Source organism: Jiangella mangrovi, from assembly GCF_014204975.1.
Taxonomy (GTDB): domain Bacteria; phylum Actinomycetota; class Actinomycetes; order Jiangellales; family Jiangellaceae; genus Jiangella; species Jiangella mangrovi.
The window spans coordinates 5,993,844-6,013,409 of the sequence record NZ_JACHMM010000001.1 but is presented as its reverse complement, the minus strand read 5'-3'; the positions used below and the strand labels follow the sequence as shown (position 1 = coordinate 6,013,409).

The window sequence follows — 19,566 nt, the reverse complement described above, 5'->3', positions numbered from 1 at the left end:
CAACCTTGACTAGTTGTTCCCCCTCGCGTACTTTGGCCAAGTAGTCAAACTTGACTAGTTCAATCAATCCGTTCGCAACACCGAGAGAAGGAATCGAAGCCATGGGAAAGTTCGCGATCGAGACGAGAGGGTTGAAGAAGAGCTTCGGCAAGACCCACGCGGTCGCCGGCGTGGACCTGGCCGTGAGCGCCGGGGGCGTGTACGGCGTGCTCGGCCCGAACGGGGCGGGCAAGACCACCACGATCCGCATGCTCGCCACGCTCCTGCGCCCCGACACCGGAGAGGCGCAAGTGCTCGGCTACGACGTCGTGCGTGATGCGCGTTCGGTACGGACCCGGGTGAGCCTTACCGGGCAGTTCGCGTCGGTCGACGAGGACCTCACCGGGGCGGAGAACCTATTGCTGCTCGCCAGGCTGCTCGGCTACTCGCGCCGCCGAGGCAGGGAGCGGGCGACCGACCTGCTCGACGCGTTCGGTCTTGCCGACGCGGCCGACCGGCAGGTGAAGAAGTACTCCGGCGGGATGCGCCGGCGCATCGACATCGCGGCGAGCCTGGTCGTCACCCCCGAACTGATCTTCCTCGACGAGCCCACGACCGGGCTCGACCCGCGCAGCAGGAACCAGGTCTGGGAGATCGTCAGGGGCATGGTCGCCGAGGGCGCCACCGTGTTGCTGACCACGCAGTACCTCGACGAGGCCGACCAGCTGGCCGACCGCATCGCGGTGATCGACCACGGGAAGGTCATCGCCGAGGGCTCTAGCGGCCAGCTCAAGGCATCGGTCGGCGCCGGCTCGCTGCACGTACGCCTCCGTAGTCCCGAGCAGCGGGCCGAGGCCGAGCGGGTCCTCGCCGCCGCTCTCGACGTGCCGGCCGAGCCGTCCGCCGACCCGGTCGCGCTGTCCGCGCGGATCTCCGACCCCGAGCGGGTCGCCCGCGCCCTGGCCGAGCTATCCCGCGGCGGCATCGACGTCACCGAGTTCGCGCTCGGTCAGCCGAGCCTGGACGAGGTGTTCCTCGCCCTGACCGGACACGCCGCCGAGGAGACACCCAAGGAGGATGCCGCATGAATGCCACGTCCGCGGAGCAGGCGTCGCCGCCAGTCACCGAGGACGCGCTGCGCAGTGTGCTGGCCGGCGAGCGCCCGCCCCGACCCGGTCCGGTGAGCACCTCGTTGACATTCGGCTGGCGCGCCCTCCTGAAGATCAAGCACGTGCCCGAGCAACTCGTCGACGTGACCATGTTCCCGATCATGTTCACGCTGATGTTCACCTACCTGTTCGGCGGCGCGCTCGCCGGGTCGACACAGGAATACCTGCAGTTCCTGCTGCCCGGCATCCTGGTGCAGGCGAACGTCATGATCACCATGAACACCGGCATAACGCTGAACACCGACATCCAGAAAGGCGTTTTCGACAGGTTCAGGTCGCTCCCGGTGTGGCGACCGTCCCCGCTGGTCGGCGCCCTGCTCGGCGATCTGGTGCGCTACTCGATCGGGTCGGCGATCGTCATCACGCTCGGCCTGGTCCTAGGGTTCCGGCCGGAGGGTGGCGCCGTCGGCGTGGTGCTGTCGGTCGCGCTGCTGCTGGTGTTCTCGTTCTGCCTGTCGTGGCTGTGGACGATGCTCAGCCTGATCCTGCGCACGCCGAACTCGGTGGCGGGAGTCAGCATGATGGTGATGTTCCCACTGACGTTCGTGAGCAACATCTTCGTGGACCCGAAGACGATGCCCGGATGGCTTCAGGCGGTCGTCGAGGTCAACCCGATCACCCACCTGGCGACCGTGGTACGCGGCCTGATGGACGGCTCGGTGCCCGCCGGGGAAATCGGCTGGGTGCTCGTCTCGTCCGTACTTCTCGTCGCGGTCTTCGGTCCCATCACCATGGTCCTCTACCGCAACAAGAAGTAGATGCCGCTCCCGCGAGCACTTGGTCGACATCAACTCCGACAACCCGGCCCACTCGGCCAACGCCATCACCGGTACCAGGCCCGGACACGACAAAGAGAGACGCATGAGCACCATCCCCAAGAACAACTCGGAAACCGTTGCGCACACGCCCGGGCGGGCGAGCAGCATCGGCGTCTGGATTCTGCAAGTCGTCCTGGCGACGATAATCGCCGGCGGCGGAATCTCGAAGCTCGCCGGCGACCCGGTCATGGTGGACATGTTCGCCGACATCGGGGCTGGCCAGTGGCTCCGGTACCTGGTCGGAGCGCTGGAGGTCGCGGGAGGGGTTGGACTTCTGATCCCGGCTCTGGCGGGCCTGGCCAGTCTCGGGTTGGCGGCATTGCTGACCGGTGCTGTCATCACCGATCAGTTCGTGCTCGAGCAGAGCCCTTGGCTGCCGCTCGCCTGTCTCGTCGTGGCGGCCGTGATCGCAAGGGCGCGGTGGTCGCGCACCAAGGCCGTCGTCGGCACGCTGCTCAGGCGCTGAGACAAACCTCTCGAACGGAGATGTGAGATGAACGAGATGGCCTTTCGCGTGACATCAAACGATGGCACCACCATCGCCTACGACCGGAAGGGAAGCGGTCCGGCCGTCATTCTGGTGGGCGGAGCACTCGACGAGGGGGTGGAGAACGCTCCCTTGGCGCCAGCTCTCGCCGAGCACTTCACGGTCTACAACTATGCCCGTCGGGGACGCGGCGCGAGCGGCTTCACCGAGCCCTACGCCGTGGAAAGGGAGATCGAGGACCTGGATGCGTTGATCGCGGAGGCGGGCGGCTCGGCACACCTGTTCGGGACGTCCTCAGGCGGCGCGCTGGCGCTGGAAGCCGCCGCGGCCGGGTCAGCCATCGACACGATCGCCGTCTGGGAGGTGCCCTACGCGGTCGGGGACGACATACGCCCGCGATTCGAGGAGTACATCGCAGACACCCGACGCGCCTTCGACGCCGGGCGAGACGAGGAGGTTCTCGAACTATTCATGCGCATGACCGGCGCCTCCGACGACAACATCGCGGCCAGGAAAGCGGCAGGCAAGCAGACGGCGCATTGGGCGCATTCGGTCGCCCTCGCGCCCACGCTGGTCCACGACAGCGTCTTCCTCAACCGCTACCAATTGCCGGCCGATCGACTGGCAACGGTCACCCAACCGGTCCTGGTCACCACCGGAGGACCGATCACGGTCCCCTACATGGCAGGCCTGCCCTCGGACTTCTTCGACCGCGCGGCCGACGAGCTTGCAGACCTACTACCCCACGCTCAACGGGAGACCCTCGAGGGGCCGGATCACGTCGTCGACCCACAGACCGTCGGCCCGCTGTTGCTACGGTTCTTCAGCACCGAACACTGAGGGGCCCGCGAGGTGTTGCGGGAAGACCGATGAGGCACCGCGCAAGCAGATCTTCGTCGCGCCAGGGACACGGGGCGGACAGGTGGTGTCGAGGTTGATGTCGTCGGCGGCATCACAGGCCTGATCCTGGGCGTGCTCGTCACCAACGTCTTCGTCACCACGCAAGGCCAGGCCGTCGTACTGACCTGGGCCTCAGTGGGACTCGACCTGGCCTACTCGCTGCTCATCGGCTCCGTCGTCGGTCGTACCCCGCACTCCGGGCCGACTCAGTACCGCCCACCGAAGCCCTGCGCAGCACATGACCAGGCACCTCGGTGCCGGCGGCCGCGGATAACGCGCCGTGCACAGGCTCAACGGGCCTACCCATTGTCCGGGCTGCTGCACTGTGGTCTCTGCGGGTTCAAGATGGAGGCGCAGCACCGCGCCTCTCGGTCGGGTGATGGGCTGGGTTGGAATCGCTACCGCTGCCGGCCCGGCACGCACCGGTCGATCTCGACGGATATCGCTGACCACCCCAAGAACGTCTACGTCCGCGAGGACGTGATCCTCGAGCGCCTGGACGAGTGGATCGCCTCCTTCACGAACGCGGAGTGGCTGGCGGCCGGCCAGCAGGCAGCCGGCGGTGAGAACCCGGCCGCCGCGGCCCTGCATGGGCGGATCAAGGAGCTGGACCGCAAGATCGAGAACCTTGTCGTCGCGATCGAGAACGCTCCGGAGAGCGCCGCCATCCTGGCGAAGAAGCTGGCGCAGCGCACGAGCGAGCGGGGCGACGCGGCAGCCAAGCTCAAGCGCCTCACGACGACGGACGAACTCACTGTGGCCGACATCACGACGCTGATCGACCAGCTCGGCGGCATCGTGAAGGCGCTGAGGCACGCGACGGCGGAAGAGCGCGCCGAGATCTACGAGGCGCTGGCGCTGAACCTGACCTATGAACCAGAACCGCGCCTGGTCACAGTAGATGTTGACCAAGCGCGGGGGGTATGGATGTGTCCGAGGAGGGATTCGCCCACTTGGCCTCACCCTCCGAACGACGCTGGACCTGGCGTGACGGCCGCGGGGCGGGCGTGGTGGTCGGGCTGTGAGCGGCCTATTTGCGCAGGCGGAGGCCTTGCATGCCTCCGTCGACGGCGAGGGTGGTGCCGGTGGTGGAGCCGGAGTGGGGGCCGGCGAGGTGGGCGATGGCGTGGGCGATGTCTTCGGGTGGGACGAGGCGGCCGGTGGGTTGGCGGGCTTCGAGGGCGGCGCGTTCGGCGGCGGGGTCGGGGGCGGCGTGGAGGAGGCGGGTGACCCAGGGGGTGTCGGCGGTGCCGGGGTTGACGGCGTTGACGCGGATGCCCTCGCCGATGTGGTCGGCGGCCATGGCCTGGGTGAGGGAGAGGACGGCGCCTTTGGTGGAGGAGTAGAGGGCGCGTTGGGGGAGGCCTGCGGTGGCGGCGATGGAGCAGACGTTGACGATGGCGGCGTGTTGGGAGCGGCGCAGGTGGGGGAGGGCGGCGCGGGCGGTGCGGACCATGCCGAGGACGTTGACGTCGAAGACGTGGTGCCATTCGGTGTCGGGGTTGTCGGCGATGGTGCCGGCGGCGCCGATGCCGGCGTTGTTGACGACGATGTCGAGGCCGCCGAAGTGCTCGGCGACGGCGTTCACGGCGGTGGTGACGGCGTCGGAGTCGGTGACGTCGCACTCGACGGCGAACAGGCCCGGCGCGACCCCGTCGATCGTCCGGTCCAGCACCCCCACGTTCGCGCCGGAGGCGGCCAGCAGCTCCGCTGTGGCCAGCCCGATGCCCGACGCGCCGCCGGTCACCACCGCCGTCAGTCCCTGGAAGTCGCTCATGTCCTCACCCTTCGGTGGTCGGGCGCAGCGGTGTGCGCGTGGTGGTCAGGTCCAGGTCGAGCATGCTGGCGGGGGCGAGTCGGACGGCGAACCGGGCGGACCCGACCCGCCAGGAGGCCGACGGCGTGCGAACCTCGTCGATGCGGAACTCGCCGAACGCGCCGCCCTGGACGACGAGCTGGCGCGACTCCGCCGGATGCAGGTTGACCAGCCGCACGCTCACGCCGTCGGCCGCGACACGGTGGACCAGTGCAGCGACGTCCGGCGGCAGCCCCGGCCGCCGTGCGTCGAGGCCGGTGAACCAGCGCAGCCTCGCGTGCAGCAGTCCGCCGTTGTAGATCGGGGCCGGCCCGCCGAGGGTGAGCTGGACCAGCGCCTCGGTGGTGACGGGGTTGCGCTGCTGCCAGTGGTGCAGGTCGTACGTGGCGGGGTCGGCGTCGTCGGCCCGGACCAGCCGCGTCTGCCGGGCGACCTGGGCGGCAGCCTCGGCCGCGGCCCGCCGCGGGTAGTCGGCGTTGGCGCCGGACAGGTAGGTCAGCCAGGGCCGGGTGCCGGCGTCGCGGAACCGTCCCGGATCGGACGGCACCGCCGTCCAGTCGTCGGGGTCGCCGGTCTCGAGCTCGTCGAGCAGGGCGCGGTCCGCGGGATCGCCGGACAGATGCCAGAGCGCCAGGGCGAACCGCGGCGGCAGCGGCCGGAAGTCGAACCAGCCGGAGTCGTCGTGGCGGTGCGGCACGACCAGTCGACCGTGGTCGATGCGGCCGCGTTCCAGCACGCCGCGCAGCAGCCTGCGGGGGAGCTCGAGGTGGCCCGGGTCGGCGGTCAGCAGATACGCCGACGACGCCGCCACCATGATCGCGCTGGCGATCGGTTCCAGGCCGTGCGGCCACGACCAGCCGTAGTGGCCGCCGTACCAGCGACCGCCGAGATACTCGCCGACCTCGCCGGACAGACCCACGTTGTCCGGGATCAGCCCGCCGTTGGCAGCCGCCCGCTCACGCCAGGCGTCGACGTAGCCGATCACCCAGTCGCGCAGCCGCTCGTCGCCCGTCGTGGCGTACGCGAGCGTGACCAGCCCGGTCGAGGTGAGGTTGACGACGGTGTCGCCGCGCGCCAGACGCTCGTGCATGGCCGCGCCCATCAGACGGGCGTTGGCCGGGTCCTTCAGGTCGGCGAACGCGTCGATGCCCGGCAGGTCGCGGAAGGGCAACCCGTACGGCTCGTGCCGGCTGCTCCACTCGTAGACGTTCTCGTCGTCGGTGAACGGGTGGGAGTAGCGGTAGGGGCCGTACCGGGGGCCGCCGCTGCCGGTGTGTGCCGCGCGGATGAGCCGGTGGACGGGGTCGTAGTTGCCGTGCGCGGGGTCGGTGTAGAGGCCGGCGAACCGGGCGACGCGGTCGCGCCAGGCCGCCGGGTCGGCGAGGCACAGGTGGTAGAGCAGCAGGTTGCCCTCGCCCTGGTGGAACCAGTCGTAGCCGCGCTCGTACTCGTCCAGCGCCTGCCCGTACCGGGTGAACTGGGTGGTGATGCCGGCCCAGGCCCGAGCTGCCACCGTCATCAGGTCGTCGTCGGCTCCGAGCAGGTACGCCAGGGGCCAGTCGTAGACGGACTCGTAGCCGTCGTCGAGGCCGTCCCGGCCGGGCAGCTCGTCGCGCCAGATCAGGCTGCCGTCGTCGTGCAGATACTTCGCAGCGAACACGCGTGCCGCCGGCGCGAGGTCGTCGAGCAGTCGACGCTGCTGGACCGCCCACGATGGCGGAGGCCCGAGCGGCGCAGTCGACTCCACGATCCTCATGGCGGGGACTCTAGGGCGAGCCTGCCTCGTCGTCAACATGCTGATGCCCTGTCAATATATCGACAGGTGCCGTCCCTGTCAGTATGCTGACGCGATGTCGACCTGGACGAGTGTGTCGCCGGCACCCGCAGTCCTGCGGGCCGGAGCGACGTTGGACCTCATTGCCGCGGGCGGCCGGCGGCCGGTGCGGTTGCCGGAGATCGCCGCGGCCCTGGGCATCGCCCGTTCCTCCGCCGCCAACGTCTGCGCCGCCCTGGCGGAGATCGGCCTGATCAAAGAGGTCGACCGCGGCTTCGTCCTCGGGCACAAGCTCGTGGAGCTCAGCGGCTACTACCTGGCGGCGTTCGACCCGATCCAGCGGTTCAACGACTACTGCCGCATGCACGAGGAGGTGCACTCCTACACGCTGCACCTCGCCACGCTCGAGGGCGTGAACTCGATGAACGTGGCCCGCAGTTACGGCACCGACTCGGTCGCGGTCGCGCCGCGCGTCGGGCAGCACCTGCCGGCGAACTGCACGGCCATCGGGAAGATCATGCTGGCCCAGTTCGACGACGACGAGGTCCGCCGCCGGGTGGAGGCGGCCGCACCGCTCCAGGCCATGACGACGCACAGCAGGACCGACGTCGACGAGGTGCTGGCCGACATCCGCGCCACGCGTGATCGCGGGTACGCCGTCAACGACGAAGAGACCTACCTCGGCGTCTACGGCGTCGCGGTCGCGGTCCCCGACCTGGCTCCCGGTGAGGGCCCCTATGGGGTGAGCTGCTCGACGCTCAAGGCCTCCATGGGTCCCAGTCAGGTCGACGAGATGCTGCAGCTGCTGCGCAACGTGGCGAGCGCGACGGCGGGCTGAGGGTCCGTCGTCCACCCGTCCGGGCGGGCGCCGGATGCTGGGCACGCGTGTCAGCATATTGACAAGAGGTCGACCTATTGACTCATTCGTAGGTTCCCTCTACTTTTCGAGGACCCCGACGGAAACGAAGGAGTCTCCGGAATGGTCCGTAGATCGCGTCGCGAACTGCTCCGCGACCTGGGCGCCGTAGGCGTCGGGTCGAGCGTCCTCTCCGCTCTCCCGGCCGGCCTCGCCTCGGCGATGGCGCCGGTCGGCAACAAGCCGGCCCGCAACGACCCCGCCGCCGACCACGTCTACGTCTCGCTCCAGGGCGACGACCGCTGGTCCGGACGGCTCGCCGACCCGGCGCCCGACGGCAGCGATGGCCCGCTGCGGACGCTGGTCGAGGCCCGCGACGCGGTGCGCCGGCTGAAGGCGCAAAGCGGCCTCACCCGCCCGGTCCACGTCGTCGTCCGCGGTGGCACCCACCACCTCGCCGAGGCGTTGCTGCTCACGCCCGAGGACTCCGGCACCGAGGAGTGTCCGATCGTCTGGCGGGCCGCCGACGGTGAGCACGTCGTCATCTCCGGCGGGCGGCCCATCGAGGGCACCTGGACGCGGGGGAGCGACGGCGTCTGGTCGACACCGATCCCCGTCGGCTGGCCGTTCCGGACGCTGTTCGCCGACGGCCGGCGCGAGACGCTGGCCCGCTATCCGAACCCCGACCCCGAGCACCCCGGCCGGAGCTACCTCTACCACGGCGGCCAGAACCCGAACCTCATCCTGGCCGGGCTGGCTCGCGGCGGCGACTTCGTCGAGTACCGGTTCGACGTGACGACGGCGGCGACGTACGACCTCTGGATCGGGGTCGCGACCGTCGAGGCCGACAACCAGGACTTCCTCGCGGTCACCGTCGACGGCGAGCCGATCGCGCTGTCGGTCATCGACGGCAGCGGCGGCTACCGCGCCATCCGCTACAGCCGCGCCGGCACGGGCATCGCGCTCGAGCCGGGCGAGCACCGGATCCGCATCGAGAGCACCACCCCGCCCGGCGGAGACCACCGGGTGCACCTCGACGCTCTGGTGTTCACCGACGACCCCGGCGTTGCCGCCGACGGGCCGGGCCTGACACCGGCCGCGCCCGGCGAGCACCGCGTCGTGATCCAGGCCGAGGACGAGGACGCCCGGGTAGCCGGCTACAGCTCCATCCGGTTCCAGCGGTTCATCGTTTCCGACGTTCCCGCCACGGCCACCGACCTGTACGCCGACCCGGCGCTGGTGAAGGCCGCCTGGAAGGACGACCCCGAGGCTCTGGTCGACGTCGTCACGGTCCTGCAGTACTGGAACGAGCTGGCGCCGATCACCGCCATCGACACGGCTCGCGGCATCGTCTCCGTCGACCGGCCGGCCGCCCCCGGCGCCCTGCAGGCCGGCAACTACTTCTTCGTCTCCGGTGTGCGGTCCGAGCTGGACACGCCGGGGGAGTTCTACGTCGACAGCACCCGCGGGCGCCTGGACTACCTGCCGCGCGACGGCGCCGACCCGAACACGTCGGACTTCGTCGCGCCGTACCTCGAGCGGCTCGTCACGCTGCGCGGCGACGCCGTCGGCGACGCCCGGGTCGAGTGGGTGAGCTTCCGCGGGCTCACGTTCAGCCACACCCGCGGCAGCCTCCGCTACCTCTCCGACCGCTCACCGACCGACGCGGCCATCCAGCTCGACTGCGCGTGGCACTGCACCATCGAGGACTGCCACATCACCGGCGTCGACGGCTACGGCCTCTGGCTGCACCTCGACAGCTGCGAGAACGTCGTCCAGCGCAACGAGATCGACGACATCGGCATCGGCGGTGTCCTGCTCAGCGGCCCGGTGCTCGACTACCTCGACCTCGCGCCCGGCATGACCCTCGACCCGCGCCCCGAGGTGCAGGGGTACGCGCCGCTGCGCAACGCGTTCCTGCGCAACCACATCCACCACGGCGGCAGGGTGCGCGTCCTCGCGGCCGGGTTCAACCTGGGCAGCCGGCCCGCGTCGACGGCCTACGCCGCCGGCAACCTCATCGCGTTCAACGACGTCCACGACATGACCCGCCAGGGCGTGTTCGGCTTCCGTCACCAGGGCGGGAACGTCATCGCGTACAACCGGTTCACCGACGTGGTCACCTCGACCGCCGACACCGGGGCGATCAACCTCGCGGTCATGACCAACCTGGTGGCGCCCAACCTGGTGATGCACAACGTCGTCGACGGCGCCCGCGGGCTGTTCCGGCTGGGTGCTGAGGAGGTCTTCCCGTACGGGTTCGGCCTGTACGCGGACCACTCGGCGAGCCACTTCTGGTTCGAGGGCAACCTCGTCGTCGGGGCGTCGTACCCGGCCATGGCCAACGGCGGGCAGTTCAACGGCTACGTCAACAACGTCCTGGCTGATCCCGGGCAGTTCTGGTTCACCGACACCGATGGCATCGCCCGCGGCAACCGGATCGAGCGTGGCGTCATCGCGAACGTCCGCACCGCTGACGACGTCCTCTACCGCCTCGACGTCCTGCCGCCGCTCCTCGACGTCGTGCTGGCCGACCCGCGCGCTGTCGTCGCGACCGATCGCAACGTCCTGTTCAACGGCGGCCGCCCGGTCGAGATGGTGCCGCACCGCTCGCTGGCGTCCTGGCAGGACCACGGCAACGACGCGGCGTCGGTCGCGGCCGACCCCGGGTTCGCCGACCCCGGGGCCGGCGACTACCGGCTGCTGCCGTCGTCGCCCGCCCTCGCGCTGGGGATCCGGAGCATTGACACCGCGAACACCGGGGTCGGCGCGCAGGCGCAGCTGCCGGCGATCCGCACCATGGCCGCAGTCCGGGCCGCGGCACCGCTGACAGCCGTCGACGCCTCCACCGTGCGCGCCAGGCTCGAGATCGCCGACGCCGGCCTCTACCGGGTCTACCTGCGCCGCGACGCCAGTACGACGGCGCCGCAACACCTCAGCGTCGTCATCCGGCACGCCCGGGGCGAGAGCCGGATCGTCCTCGACGAGGTCGTCAACGCGGGCCGCAACCCACCCCAGCGCTTCGGCCTGTACGCCGGCACCCACCCGTTCGAGCCGGACGGCCCGGCCGAGGTGACGGTGCTCCAGCCGGGCACGGCCACCCCGGTGTTCCCGGCCGAGGTCGTGCTGCTGCGCGTGCCCCGCATGCCGACCGCCGCTGCGGGCGTCCTCTGGGAGGCGACGGCGTCGGCCGAGACCCCGAAGCTCGCCATCGGCCGTCGCACCCGCATCCGGGTCGACGCCTGGACGGCCGACGGGCTGGCGCTGCGGACCAGTCTCGGGTCGACCACGTTCGCCAGCGACGCGCCCGATGTCGCCACGGTCAACGCCGCAGGCCTCGTCACCGCCGTCGCACCGGGCCAGGCGCACGTCACGGCGACCGTCGACCACGCCAGCGGGCCGGTGTCTGCGCCGCCCGTGCGCATCGTCGTCGGCGACCTCCTCTGGGAGGTCCGGGTCGCCGCGGAGACCGAGCTGCTGGGCGTGGGCGAGACCACTCGCCTGACGGTGTCCGGCCGCACCGACACCGGCGCGAGCGCAGAATTCACCGGCGCCGTCGTCGCGTACGCCAGCGATCGGCCCGCCGTCGCCGCCGTCGACCCCTCGACCGGCACGATCACCGCCGTCGCCGAGGGGAGCGCAGTGCTCACGGCGACGGTCACGCAGCACGGCGTCACGTTGACCGCGTCGACGCCGCTCACCGTGGCCGCGCGGGTGACGCCGCTGCTGTCCTACGGCTTCGACGAGTCGAGCACCGGCACCGAACCGGCCGCCGACGCGGGTGCCGCACCGGCGGCCCCGGGCACGTTCGCCGGCGCCGCCCGGCGCAGCGCCGACACCCCGCTCGGGACTGGCGCGTCCCTGGACCTCGCCGCTGGCGGCGTCGCCTACGTCACGCCCGGCGTGGCCGGCTCGGCCAAGGTGAACGCGCTGGCGCAGTTCAGCGTGGTGCTCTGGCTGAAGCTCACCGCCGACCCCGCCGCCAACGACCGGATCTTCGGCCGCGGCAGCGCGCTGGACTGGTACGTCCTGGCCGGCTCGACGGCGGGTGCGGTCTCCACGCTGTTGCAGGCCGGCCCGCTGGGGCTGCGGCCGGCGGCCTTCGACGCGCGGGACTGGCAGTTCCTCGCCGTCGTCGGCGACGGCACCGGCCTGCGGGTCTACCGCGGCAACCGGACCACCGCCGTCGCCGAGATCGGCCGCGTCGCCGGCAACGGCGCACTGCCGCCCGCACCGAGTGCCGAGCTGCGGCTCGGCTCCACCACGCTTACCCCCGCCGACCGCACCCCGCCGGCCCGGCTGGACGCCTTCCGCATGTACGGGCTGGCGCTGCCCGCCACCCAGCTGGAGCTGCTCCGGCGCCGCGACCTGCGGACCTCCTGACCCGACCCACGACGCTCGAGGAGACAGACCGATGAGAACGATCCGCTGGACCCGCGCGACCGCCGCCGCCGCGGCCGTCGCCCTGACCCTCACCGCCTGCGGCGGCGGCGACGACGAGACGGGCGCCGACGCGGGCCCCGTCGAGCTGCGCATGGTGACGTGGACCCCGAACGAAGCGCACCTCGCCATCCTCAACGAGATCGCCGACGAGTTCGTCGCGGCGCACCCGGACGAGGTGTCGTCGGTCGCGATCGAGACCACGCCGACCGGCGAGAACTACCGGACGGTGGTCACCACCCAGATCTCCGGCGGCGACGCCCCCGACGTTGGCTGGCTGAGCGAGGTCGACGCCCGCGACTTCATCGCGCTGGACGGCCTCGTCGACCTCGGGCCGACCGTGCACGAGGACGAGGGCTACGCGTTCGACGACCTCACCCCGAGCGCGATGGAGCTGTGGAGCGACGGCGACTCCGTCTACGGCATCCCGTTCTCCACCTCGCCGGCCGGCGTCTTCTACAACGCCGACATGTTCGCTGCCGCTGGCCTCCCGGCCCCGGACGAGATGCTGGCCGACGGCACGTGGACCTGGGAGAACCTGGCCGCCGCGGCCAAGGCGATCAGCGACTCGCAGCAGGTGGCCGGCTTCTACATCGGCCCGTACCTCAACTTCGACCAGAACTGGCAGTTCCTCTCCCACGTGAGCTACGCCTACGGCGGGGCGCCGTGGGACGAGGACGGCACCGAGTGCACGTTCGACGACGCCGGCAACGTCGAGGCCTTCACGCTGCTGCACGACATGATCTACACCGACGGGTCCTATCCCACACCGGGCGAGGTGGTCGACTTCGCCGCCGGCAACGCCGCCATGGTCGACACCTTCATCAGCATGGCGAACACGCTGGAGAGCGCGCCGTTCGAATGGGGCCTCGTCCCGCTGCCGAGCGGGCCGGAGACCTCCGATGGGCGGACCGCGGTCATCGGGCAGTCCGCCGTCGTGGCCTTCGCCGAGGGCGACCATCCCGACCTCGCCGCCGAGTTCGTCGCCTTCATGACCAACGAGGAGAACTCCCGCAAGCTCAGCGAGTTCTTCCCGTCGATCCGGACCCCGCTGATCGACGTCGACACCCTCGCCGCCGCGAACCCCGTCCTCACCCCGGAGCAGTTGCAGTCGGTCGTCGTCGACGGCATCACGCACGGCCGGCTGGCGCCGACGCACACGAACATGGGCGACATCCAGACCGAGGGCCGCATCGGGCTCGAGACGCTGTGGCAGCCGGGCGCCGACGTCCAGGCCGCACTGACCGGGGTCTGCGACCGCATCGGCCCGCTGCTGTCCGAGTAGGACGGACGATGACGCAACTGACCGATACCGGTCGTCGGCCGGCGCCGCCCGGTGGCTCCTTGGGGCCACCGGCGCGGCGGCCGCGGCTCACCCAGGCTCGCCGCGAGCTCATCGCCGGCTACCTGTTCACCTCGCCGCAGGTCATCGGCTACCTCGCGGTGGTCGTGGTCCCGATGGTGGCGCTGTTCTGGTACAGCTTCCAGGAGTTCAGCGCGCTGTCCGGGAGCAGCGAGTTCGCGGGCACCGAGAACTACCAGCGGCTGCTCGACGACCCGAACCTGCCGACGGTGCTCCGCTCCACCGGCATCTTCGTGGTCGGGCTGGTCGTCCTCGGCGTGCCGTTCGCGCTGTTCCTGGCGGTCCTGGTGAACCAGCGGATCGCCGGCATCAAGGTGTTCCGGGCGATCTTCTTCGCCCCGGCGCTGGTGTCGGTCGCCGCATGGGTCATCGTCTGGCAGTTCATGCTGCTGCCCGACGGCGCCGTCAACGGGCTGCTGCGGATGATCTCGGTCGACGGCCCCAACTGGCTGCGTGAGCCGGTGCCCGCGATGGTCTGCGTCATCGTCGTGCAGGCACTCAAGGGCGTCGGCATCAACATGCTGATCTTCCTGGCCGCGCTGCAGGGCGTGCCGAAGGAGCTGACGGAGGCCGCGCGGGTCGACGGGGCCGGCCGGCTGCGGACGTTCCGCTCCGTCACGGTGCCGATGATCTCGCCGGAGATCCTCATGGTCACGATCCTGATGACCATCGGCTCGCTCAAGGTGTTCGCGCAGGTGCTGCTGCTCACCGAGGGCGGGCCGGGCTACGAGACGACCGTCCTGGCCTACTACATCTACCGGCAGGCCTTCGGCAACGGTGACTTCGGCTACGCCGGCGCGCTGTCGGTGCTGCTGTTCCTGGTGCTCGTGGTGCTCACCGGCGTCATGTGGGTCGCGCGCAAGCGGGTGGTGTTCCATGAGTCGGACTAGGGCCTTGCAGGCGCTGGCCTCGCGGGCCGGGCTGTATGTGGTGCTGCTGCTCGCGGCGGCGCTGTTCGTCCTGCCCGGGCTGTGGATGGTGACGGCGTCGCTGAACTCCAACGACGCGGTGTTCTCCTATCCGCCGCGGTTCTTCCCCACGCAGTGGAACTGGGAGAACTACCGGACGGTGTTCGAGGTGCAGCCGTTCGCCCGGCAGTACCTCAACAGCCTGTACATCGCCGTACTGGCGACCGCCGGCACGGTCCTGGTGTCGACGATGGCCGGCTACGCGCTGGCGCGGTTCCGGTTCCGCGGCCGCAACGGGATCTTCCTGCTGCTCATCAGTGGGATCCTGATCCCCGAAGAGGTGACGGTGGTACCGCTGTACCGCATCGTCAACTCCCTCGGGCTGATCGACACCCACTGGCCGCTGATCGTGCTGCCGATCTTCTCCGGAGGCGGCGTCATCGCGACCTTCATCATGCGTCAGGCGTTCCTGTCGCTGCCCAAGGAGCTGGAGGACGCGGCCCGGTTGGACGGACTGGGCCGCTGGGGCACCTACTGGCGGGTCGCGGTGCCACTGGTGCGCCCGACCGTGGCCGTTGTGGTGATCCTCTCCGTCTACAACAGCTGGAACATGTTCCTCGAACCGCTGATCTTCCTGCGCACGCCGGAGAACTTCACGCTGCCGCTCGTGCTCACCGAGATCGAGGACGCGTACGGCACCCAGTTGTGGAACGTGCAGATGGCGGCGACGACGCTGTCCATCCTGGCCGTCCTCGTGGTCTTCGTGGCCGCGCAACGTCATGTGATCGCGGGCCTCACCGCAGGGAGCGTCAAGGGATGACCATCGAACTGGCCAGGTACAACCCGCTGCGCCGGGTGCTGTCGTACGACGACTTCGACCGCGGGGTCAACGGGTGGTGCGAGCTGTGCGGCAACCACGACGGCGACCTCGACACCGTCCGGCCGTCGTTCGGCGACCTCCGCCCGCCGCAGCTGTCCACCGTCCCCTTCTTCGACATCGGCTCGCACGGCGCCATGACCGGGACGTACGCGCTGAAGCTGGCCACCCGCCCGCGCGCCGGGCACACGGCCTGCCTCATCAAGCGGCTCACGCTGGCCGACGAGGCGCTGGTGCAGTTCGAGACGTACTTCGCCGCCAAGCCCGAGGCCCGGCAGGGCAACGGCGTCTACGCCGACCGCGGCTGGGACGGCAACGAGGACCCGAGCGAGTACGACCTCGGCGCCTTCACCCTGAGCAACGACATCGGCCGGTTCGACGGCAGCCGCTACCACTGCGCGCTGCGCTACCAGAACACCAGCGTCGACGGCCGGCTGGTGCAGGGCTGGTACTACAAGACCAGCCTCCAGCCGACCACCAAGATGCAGCTGGTCGGCCAGATCCCGAACGGCGACTTCCACACACTGTCCGACGACGACTGGCAGCCGGTGCCGGGCGGGCAGGGGCCGCTGTGCTTCAACGAGGTGCCCACCAAGGTCAACTGGCACTACCTGCGCTGGCAGGTCGACACCAAGGCGGGGCGCAACGTGGAGCTGCAGGTCAACGACCGGGTGATGGACCTGCGCGACATCGACGTCCCGGTCTACCCACACCCCTACACCGGCCTGCGCGGGCTGTTCAACCTGCTGCTGGACGTCCGGACGCACCGCGACGTGCGCAATTTCCTGTTTCTCGATTCCTGTGTCATCTCGGCGGACTGGTGAGGCATGAGGGTTTCCCATACGGCTGTCATCGAACGCAACGGGCGCTTCGACACCCACTTCGCCACCGAGCCCTATGAGGCCGGCTGGGCCGGTGAGGCGCGGTGGTTCCTCCGGGTCGCGTCGGCCACCGGGATGTGGGTGGTCCAGACGGAGATCTCGCCCGACGGACACCACTGGTGCCCCCACGGTGAGGCGGTGCGGTTCGACGCACCCGGGCTGTACACCGTCGGCGTCACCCAGTTCGGAGGGTGGCTGCGGCTGGCCGCACACCCCGAGCAGGGCGAGGCACACCTGCACGCCCAGGTGTACCTGACGCTCAAGGAGTGACCATGGCTGAACCGCTGCCGTCGTTCGGTCTCGGACTGGCACCGCTGGGCAAGGACCCGGACGCGCCCTGGAGGGAGACCGTCGACACCGCCTGGGACGCCGGCGTGCGCTTCTTCGACACCGCACCGCTGTACGGCCCGTCGCGGCGGGCCGAGCATCGGCTGGGCGCGGCCCTGCGCGGGCGGCCTCGGGGCTCGTTCGCCGTCGCCACCAAGAGCGGCTGGATCATGCTCGACGACGGCGCCAGGGTCGCCGACTTCTCCTACGACGCGACGCTGCGCTCGGTGGCCGAGAGCCTGCGCCTGCTCGACATGGACCGGCTGGACGTCCTGCACGTCCACGACCCGGCCGAGCATCACGACGCCGCGCTGGCCGGCGCCTACCGGGCCGCCGCGCGGCTGCGCGACGAGGGCGTGGTGGGCCGCATCGGCGCCGGGTTCAACGACGGCCCGGCCGCGGCCCGGTTCGTCCGGGCCGCCGACCTCGACTGCCTGCTGATCGCGCTGCGCTACACGCTGCTCGACCAGTCGGCGCTGACGTCGCTGCTGCCGTTGTGCCACCAGCGCGGCGTCGCAGTCATCGCGGCCGGCGTGTTCGGCTCCGGCCTGCTCGCCGACCCCGCCGACGGCGCGCCGTACGCCTACGTGCCGGCGCCGCCGGAGCTGGTCGGCCGGGCCAAGCGGCTGGCGGCCGTCTGCGCCCGCCACGGCGTGCCGCTGGCGGCCGCGGCGCTGCGGTTCCCGTTCGGTCACCCGGCGGTGCGCAGCGTCGTCGTCGGCGCGGGCACCCCGGCGGAGATCGCCGACGACGTCCGTCTCGAGAGCCTGGAGGTACCGGGGGAGCTGTGGGCGGAGCTGGTGGCCGAGAGGCTGCTGCCCGAGGAGGTGCCCACGCCGTGATCGTCGACGCCCATCACCACCTGTGGCTCGACGCCGGCCGCGGCTACCGCTGGCTCGAGGGACCGGCCATGACCGCGCTGCGCCGCCCGTTCTGGGTGCCGGAGCTGCGGGCGGCGCTGGCCTCGTCGGACGTCGAGAGGACGGTGCTGGTCGAGTCCGGGCTCGGCCGCGAGGTCGAGGTCGAGGAGTTCCTGGCGGTCGCCGAGAAGACCCCGGAGATCGGGGGAGTGGTCGGTTGGGTCGACCCGGCCCGGCCGGACCTCGCCGACGCACTGGCCCGCTACCGGTCGCTGCCGGGCGGGCGGTTCCTGTCCGGTGTGCGGGCGCATGCGACGCACCGCCCCGACGCGGACTACTTCGACCGGCCCGAGGTGCGCCGCGGCCTGGCCGCCGTGGCGGCGGCGGGGCTCACCTTCGACCTCGTCGTCCGGCACGAGCAGCTTCCGGCCGCGGCACGGGCGGTGGCGGCGCTGCCGGAGCTGACGTTCGTGCTCGACCATCTCGCCCACCTGCCGCTCGACGGCGGGGCGTCCGGCCTGGCGGGGTGGCGGGCGCTGGTCATGCCGCTGGCCGCGTGCCCGAACGCCGTCGCGAAGGTGTCCGGCCTCGTGACGCTGCCGGGTGCGGGTGCCGAGACCGCAGCGCCGTTCGTCGCGGCGGCGGTCGAGCTGTTCGGCCCGAACCGGCTCATGCTGGCCGCCGACTGGCCGAACTGCCTGCGCGCGGCGAGCTACCGCGAGACCTGGGACTTCCACGAGGCGGCGCTGCCCGAGCTGTCCGCTGCGGAGCTGGCGGCGGTGCGCGGCGGCACGGCCGAGCGCGTCTACGGACTGCGATGACGAACAGCGCACCCCGCGGCTGGAACAGCTTCGACAGCTACGGCGGGTTCATCGACGAGGTCGCCGCGCGCGCCAACCTCGAGCGGTTCGCGCAGCGGTTGCGCCCGCACGGCTACGACTACTTCGTGCTCGACATCGGCTGGTACTGCGAGTACGACCTGTTGCCCGGCTCGCTGGTGCCGGCGCGCTCGGCCCCGTCGGGCTTCCGCGTCGACGAGTACGGCCGGTACCTCCCGTCGCGCACGTACTTCCCGAGCGGCCTGGCCGCGCTGGCCGCTCAGGCGCACGAGCTGGGGGTGAGGTTCGGCGTGCACGTCATGCGCGGGATCCCGCGCGTCGCGGTCGAGCGGCGCCTGCCCGTGCTCGGCACGCCGTACACCGCGGCAGACGTCGCCGACCCGTCCAGCGGCTGCCGCTGGTGCGACTACAACGTAGGCGTCGACATGAGCCGGCCCGGTGCCCAGGAGTACTACGACTCCTGGGTGGCGTTGCTCGCCTCCTGGGGCGTCGACTTCATCAAGGCCGACGACATCACCCGGTTCCCCGCCGAGATCGATGCACTGGCCACGGCGATCCAGCGCAGCGGCCGGCCGATGGTCCTGAGCCTGTCGCCCGGCAACGACACCGACCACCGCTACGCCGGCGCCTATCGGCGGGCCGACCTGGTCCGCACGACCAGCGACATCTGGGACACCCGCGACGACCTCGATCGGGCGTTCCGCGCCTGGTACGCCTGGCCCTGCGGTGACGGCTTCTGGCCCGACCTCGACATGCTCTGCCTCGGCCGGCTGCGCGTCCGGGTCCCGGCCGACGCCGCTGACATCGACGACGACCTGATGGCGGCCCGCCACGGCAAGGGCCGCGATCGCGACTGCCGGCTGACACCGTCGCAGCAGCGCACGTTCGTGACGCTGCGTGCCATGGCAGCCGCGCCGCTCATCCTCGGCGGCGACCTGGTACTCACCGACGACGCCACCTTCGACCTCGTCACCGACCCGGAGCTGCTGGCCTGCCAGGGCAACGGCGTGGTCGGCCGGCTGCGCTACGCCGCGGACGGCATCGAGGTCTGGGCGACGCCGCGCCGCGACGACCCGGGTTCGGGCTGGGTGGGCGTCTTCAACCGCACCACCGAGGCGCTCCTGCGGACCGTTCCTCTCGGGGCGCTGGGGCTCGGACGGACTCCGGACGAGGAGCTCCTCGTCCGGCTCGAGCCGGACGACGTCCGGTTCACCCGCTATCGCACGACGGGGGATTCGAACGGCCTGACCTGATGCTCAACGTCGAGGAGGC

General features: G+C 70.9%; 16 protein-coding genes and 1 pseudogene. 15 read left to right on the top strand and 2 right to left on the bottom strand.

The window, feature by feature from the left end; translation table 11 throughout:
* The first annotated feature begins 101 nt into the window (after positions 1-101).
* The 5 genes and pseudogenes from HD601_RS27900 to HD601_RS36295 form a co-directional block, all read left to right on the top strand.
* Positions 102-1,067 carry an ATP-binding cassette domain-containing protein gene (locus HD601_RS27900; RefSeq protein WP_184827490.1) on the top strand — a complete coding sequence of 322 codons (966 nt, stop codon included), beginning with the start codon at positions 102-104 and terminating at the stop codon, positions 1,065-1,067.
* Positions 1,064-1,906, top strand: coding sequence for an ABC transporter permease (locus HD601_RS27895; protein ID WP_184827487.1), 843 nt, complete (start codon positions 1,064-1,066; stop codon positions 1,904-1,906). The genes HD601_RS27900 and HD601_RS27895 overlap by 4 nt, the downstream gene beginning before the upstream one ends.
* A 103-nt stretch (positions 1,907-2,009) precedes the next feature.
* Positions 2,010-2,432 carry a DoxX family protein gene (locus tag HD601_RS27890; protein WP_184827485.1) on the top strand — a complete coding sequence of 141 codons (423 nt, stop codon included), beginning with the start codon at positions 2,010-2,012 and terminating at the stop codon, positions 2,430-2,432.
* A 27-nt stretch (positions 2,433-2,459) separates the two neighbouring features.
* Positions 2,460-3,293 (top strand): alpha/beta fold hydrolase, encoded by an 834-nt coding sequence (locus HD601_RS27885; protein ID WP_184827483.1) that lies wholly within the window; start codon positions 2,460-2,462, stop codon positions 3,291-3,293.
* A gap of 405 nt (positions 3,294-3,698) precedes the next feature.
* Positions 3,699-3,785 (top strand): annotated as a pseudogene (locus tag HD601_RS36295) (hypothetical protein); the annotation flags it as partial.
* A gap of 598 nt (positions 3,786-4,383) precedes the next feature.
* Here the strand turns inward: HD601_RS36295 and HD601_RS27875 are convergent.
* Both HD601_RS27875 and HD601_RS27870 read right to left on the bottom strand, forming a co-directional pair.
* The gene (locus tag HD601_RS27875) at positions 4,384-5,130 is read right to left on the bottom strand and encodes an SDR family NAD(P)-dependent oxidoreductase (RefSeq protein WP_184827479.1); all 747 of its coding nucleotides are present in this window, start codon (positions 5,128-5,130) and stop codon (positions 4,384-4,386) included.
* 4 nt (positions 5,131-5,134) lie between these two features.
* On the bottom strand, positions 5,135-6,925 hold the full coding sequence (locus HD601_RS27870; RefSeq protein ID WP_184827477.1) for a DUF8034 domain-containing protein: 1,791 nt from the start codon (positions 6,923-6,925) through the stop codon (positions 5,135-5,137).
* A 94-nt stretch (positions 6,926-7,019) separates the two neighbouring features.
* Here HD601_RS27870 and HD601_RS27865 point away from each other — a divergent pair, with 94 nt between their 5' ends.
* From HD601_RS27865 to HD601_RS27820, 10 genes are all read left to right on the top strand, one after another.
* Positions 7,020-7,781, top strand: coding sequence for an IclR family transcriptional regulator (locus HD601_RS27865; protein WP_184827475.1), 762 nt, complete (start codon positions 7,020-7,022; stop codon positions 7,779-7,781).
* Positions 7,782-7,922: 141 nt separating this feature from the next.
* Positions 7,923-12,182, top strand: a complete 4,260-nt coding sequence (locus tag HD601_RS27860; RefSeq protein ID WP_184827473.1) for an Ig-like domain-containing protein — start codon at positions 7,923-7,925, stop codon at positions 12,180-12,182.
* Between the two features lie 31 nt (positions 12,183-12,213).
* Positions 12,214-13,524, top strand: a complete 1,311-nt coding sequence (locus HD601_RS27855; protein ID WP_184827471.1) for an ABC transporter substrate-binding protein — start codon at positions 12,214-12,216, stop codon at positions 13,522-13,524.
* A 17-nt stretch (positions 13,525-13,541) separates the two neighbouring features.
* On the top strand, positions 13,542-14,492 hold the full coding sequence (locus HD601_RS27850; RefSeq protein WP_425503492.1) for a carbohydrate ABC transporter permease: 951 nt from the start codon (positions 13,542-13,544) through the stop codon (positions 14,490-14,492).
* Positions 14,479-15,330 (top strand): carbohydrate ABC transporter permease, encoded by an 852-nt coding sequence (locus tag HD601_RS27845; RefSeq protein ID WP_184827467.1) that lies wholly within the window; start codon positions 14,479-14,481, stop codon positions 15,328-15,330. The genes HD601_RS27850 and HD601_RS27845 overlap by 14 nt, the downstream gene beginning before the upstream one ends.
* A complete protein-coding gene (locus tag HD601_RS27840) occupies positions 15,327-16,211 on the top strand; it encodes a DUF6772 family protein (RefSeq protein WP_184827465.1) in 885 nt (294 codons plus the stop codon). Before HD601_RS27845 ends, HD601_RS27840 begins: the two co-directional genes overlap by 4 nt.
* A gap of 3 nt (positions 16,212-16,214) precedes the next feature.
* Positions 16,215-16,538 (top strand): hypothetical protein, encoded by a 324-nt coding sequence (locus HD601_RS27835; protein WP_184827463.1) that lies wholly within the window; start codon positions 16,215-16,217, stop codon positions 16,536-16,538.
* A 2-nt stretch (positions 16,539-16,540) separates the two neighbouring features.
* Positions 16,541-17,437, top strand: a complete 897-nt coding sequence (locus HD601_RS27830) for an aldo/keto reductase (RefSeq protein ID WP_184827461.1) — start codon at positions 16,541-16,543, stop codon at positions 17,435-17,437.
* A complete protein-coding gene (locus HD601_RS27825; RefSeq protein WP_184827459.1) occupies positions 17,434-18,276 on the top strand; it encodes an amidohydrolase family protein in 843 nt (280 codons plus the stop codon). Before HD601_RS27830 ends, HD601_RS27825 begins: the two co-directional genes overlap by 4 nt.
* A complete protein-coding gene (locus HD601_RS27820; RefSeq protein WP_184827457.1) occupies positions 18,273-19,547 on the top strand; it encodes a glycoside hydrolase family 27 protein in 1,275 nt (424 codons plus the stop codon). Before HD601_RS27825 ends, HD601_RS27820 begins: the two co-directional genes overlap by 4 nt.
* Positions 19,548-19,566: the final 19 nt, after the last annotated feature.

Bases quoted from the DNA above. Each gene is read 5' to 3' on its own strand.
- HD601_RS27900 (WP_184827490.1), top strand. From the start codon at position 102: ATGGGAAAGTTCGCGATCGAGACGAGAGGGTTGAAGAAGAGCTTCGGC.
- HD601_RS27895 (WP_184827487.1), top strand. From the start codon at position 1,064: ATGAATGCCACGTCCGCGGAGCAGGCGTCGCCGCCAGTCACCGAGGAC.
- HD601_RS27890 (WP_184827485.1), top strand. From the start codon at position 2,010: ATGAGCACCATCCCCAAGAACAACTCGGAAACCGTTGCGCACACGCCC.
- HD601_RS27885 (WP_184827483.1), top strand. From the start codon at position 2,460: ATGAACGAGATGGCCTTTCGCGTGACATCAAACGATGGCACCACCATC.
- HD601_RS27875 (WP_184827479.1), bottom strand. From the start codon at position 5,130: ATGAGCGACTTCCAGGGACTGACGGCGGTGGTGACCGGCGGCGCGTCG.
- HD601_RS27870 (WP_184827477.1), bottom strand. From the start codon at position 6,925: ATGAGGATCGTGGAGTCGACTGCGCCGCTCGGGCCTCCGCCATCGTGG.
- HD601_RS27865 (WP_184827475.1), top strand. From the start codon at position 7,020: ATGTCGACCTGGACGAGTGTGTCGCCGGCACCCGCAGTCCTGCGGGCC.
- HD601_RS27860 (WP_184827473.1), top strand. From the start codon at position 7,923: ATGGTCCGTAGATCGCGTCGCGAACTGCTCCGCGACCTGGGCGCCGTA.
- HD601_RS27855 (WP_184827471.1), top strand. From the start codon at position 12,214: ATGAGAACGATCCGCTGGACCCGCGCGACCGCCGCCGCCGCGGCCGTC.
- HD601_RS27845 (WP_184827467.1), top strand. From the start codon at position 14,479: ATGAGTCGGACTAGGGCCTTGCAGGCGCTGGCCTCGCGGGCCGGGCTG.
- HD601_RS27840 (WP_184827465.1), top strand. From the start codon at position 15,327: ATGACCATCGAACTGGCCAGGTACAACCCGCTGCGCCGGGTGCTGTCG.
- HD601_RS27835 (WP_184827463.1), top strand. From the start codon at position 16,215: ATGAGGGTTTCCCATACGGCTGTCATCGAACGCAACGGGCGCTTCGAC.
- HD601_RS27830 (WP_184827461.1), top strand. From the start codon at position 16,541: ATGGCTGAACCGCTGCCGTCGTTCGGTCTCGGACTGGCACCGCTGGGC.
- HD601_RS27820 (WP_184827457.1), top strand. From the start codon at position 18,273: ATGACGAACAGCGCACCCCGCGGCTGGAACAGCTTCGACAGCTACGGC.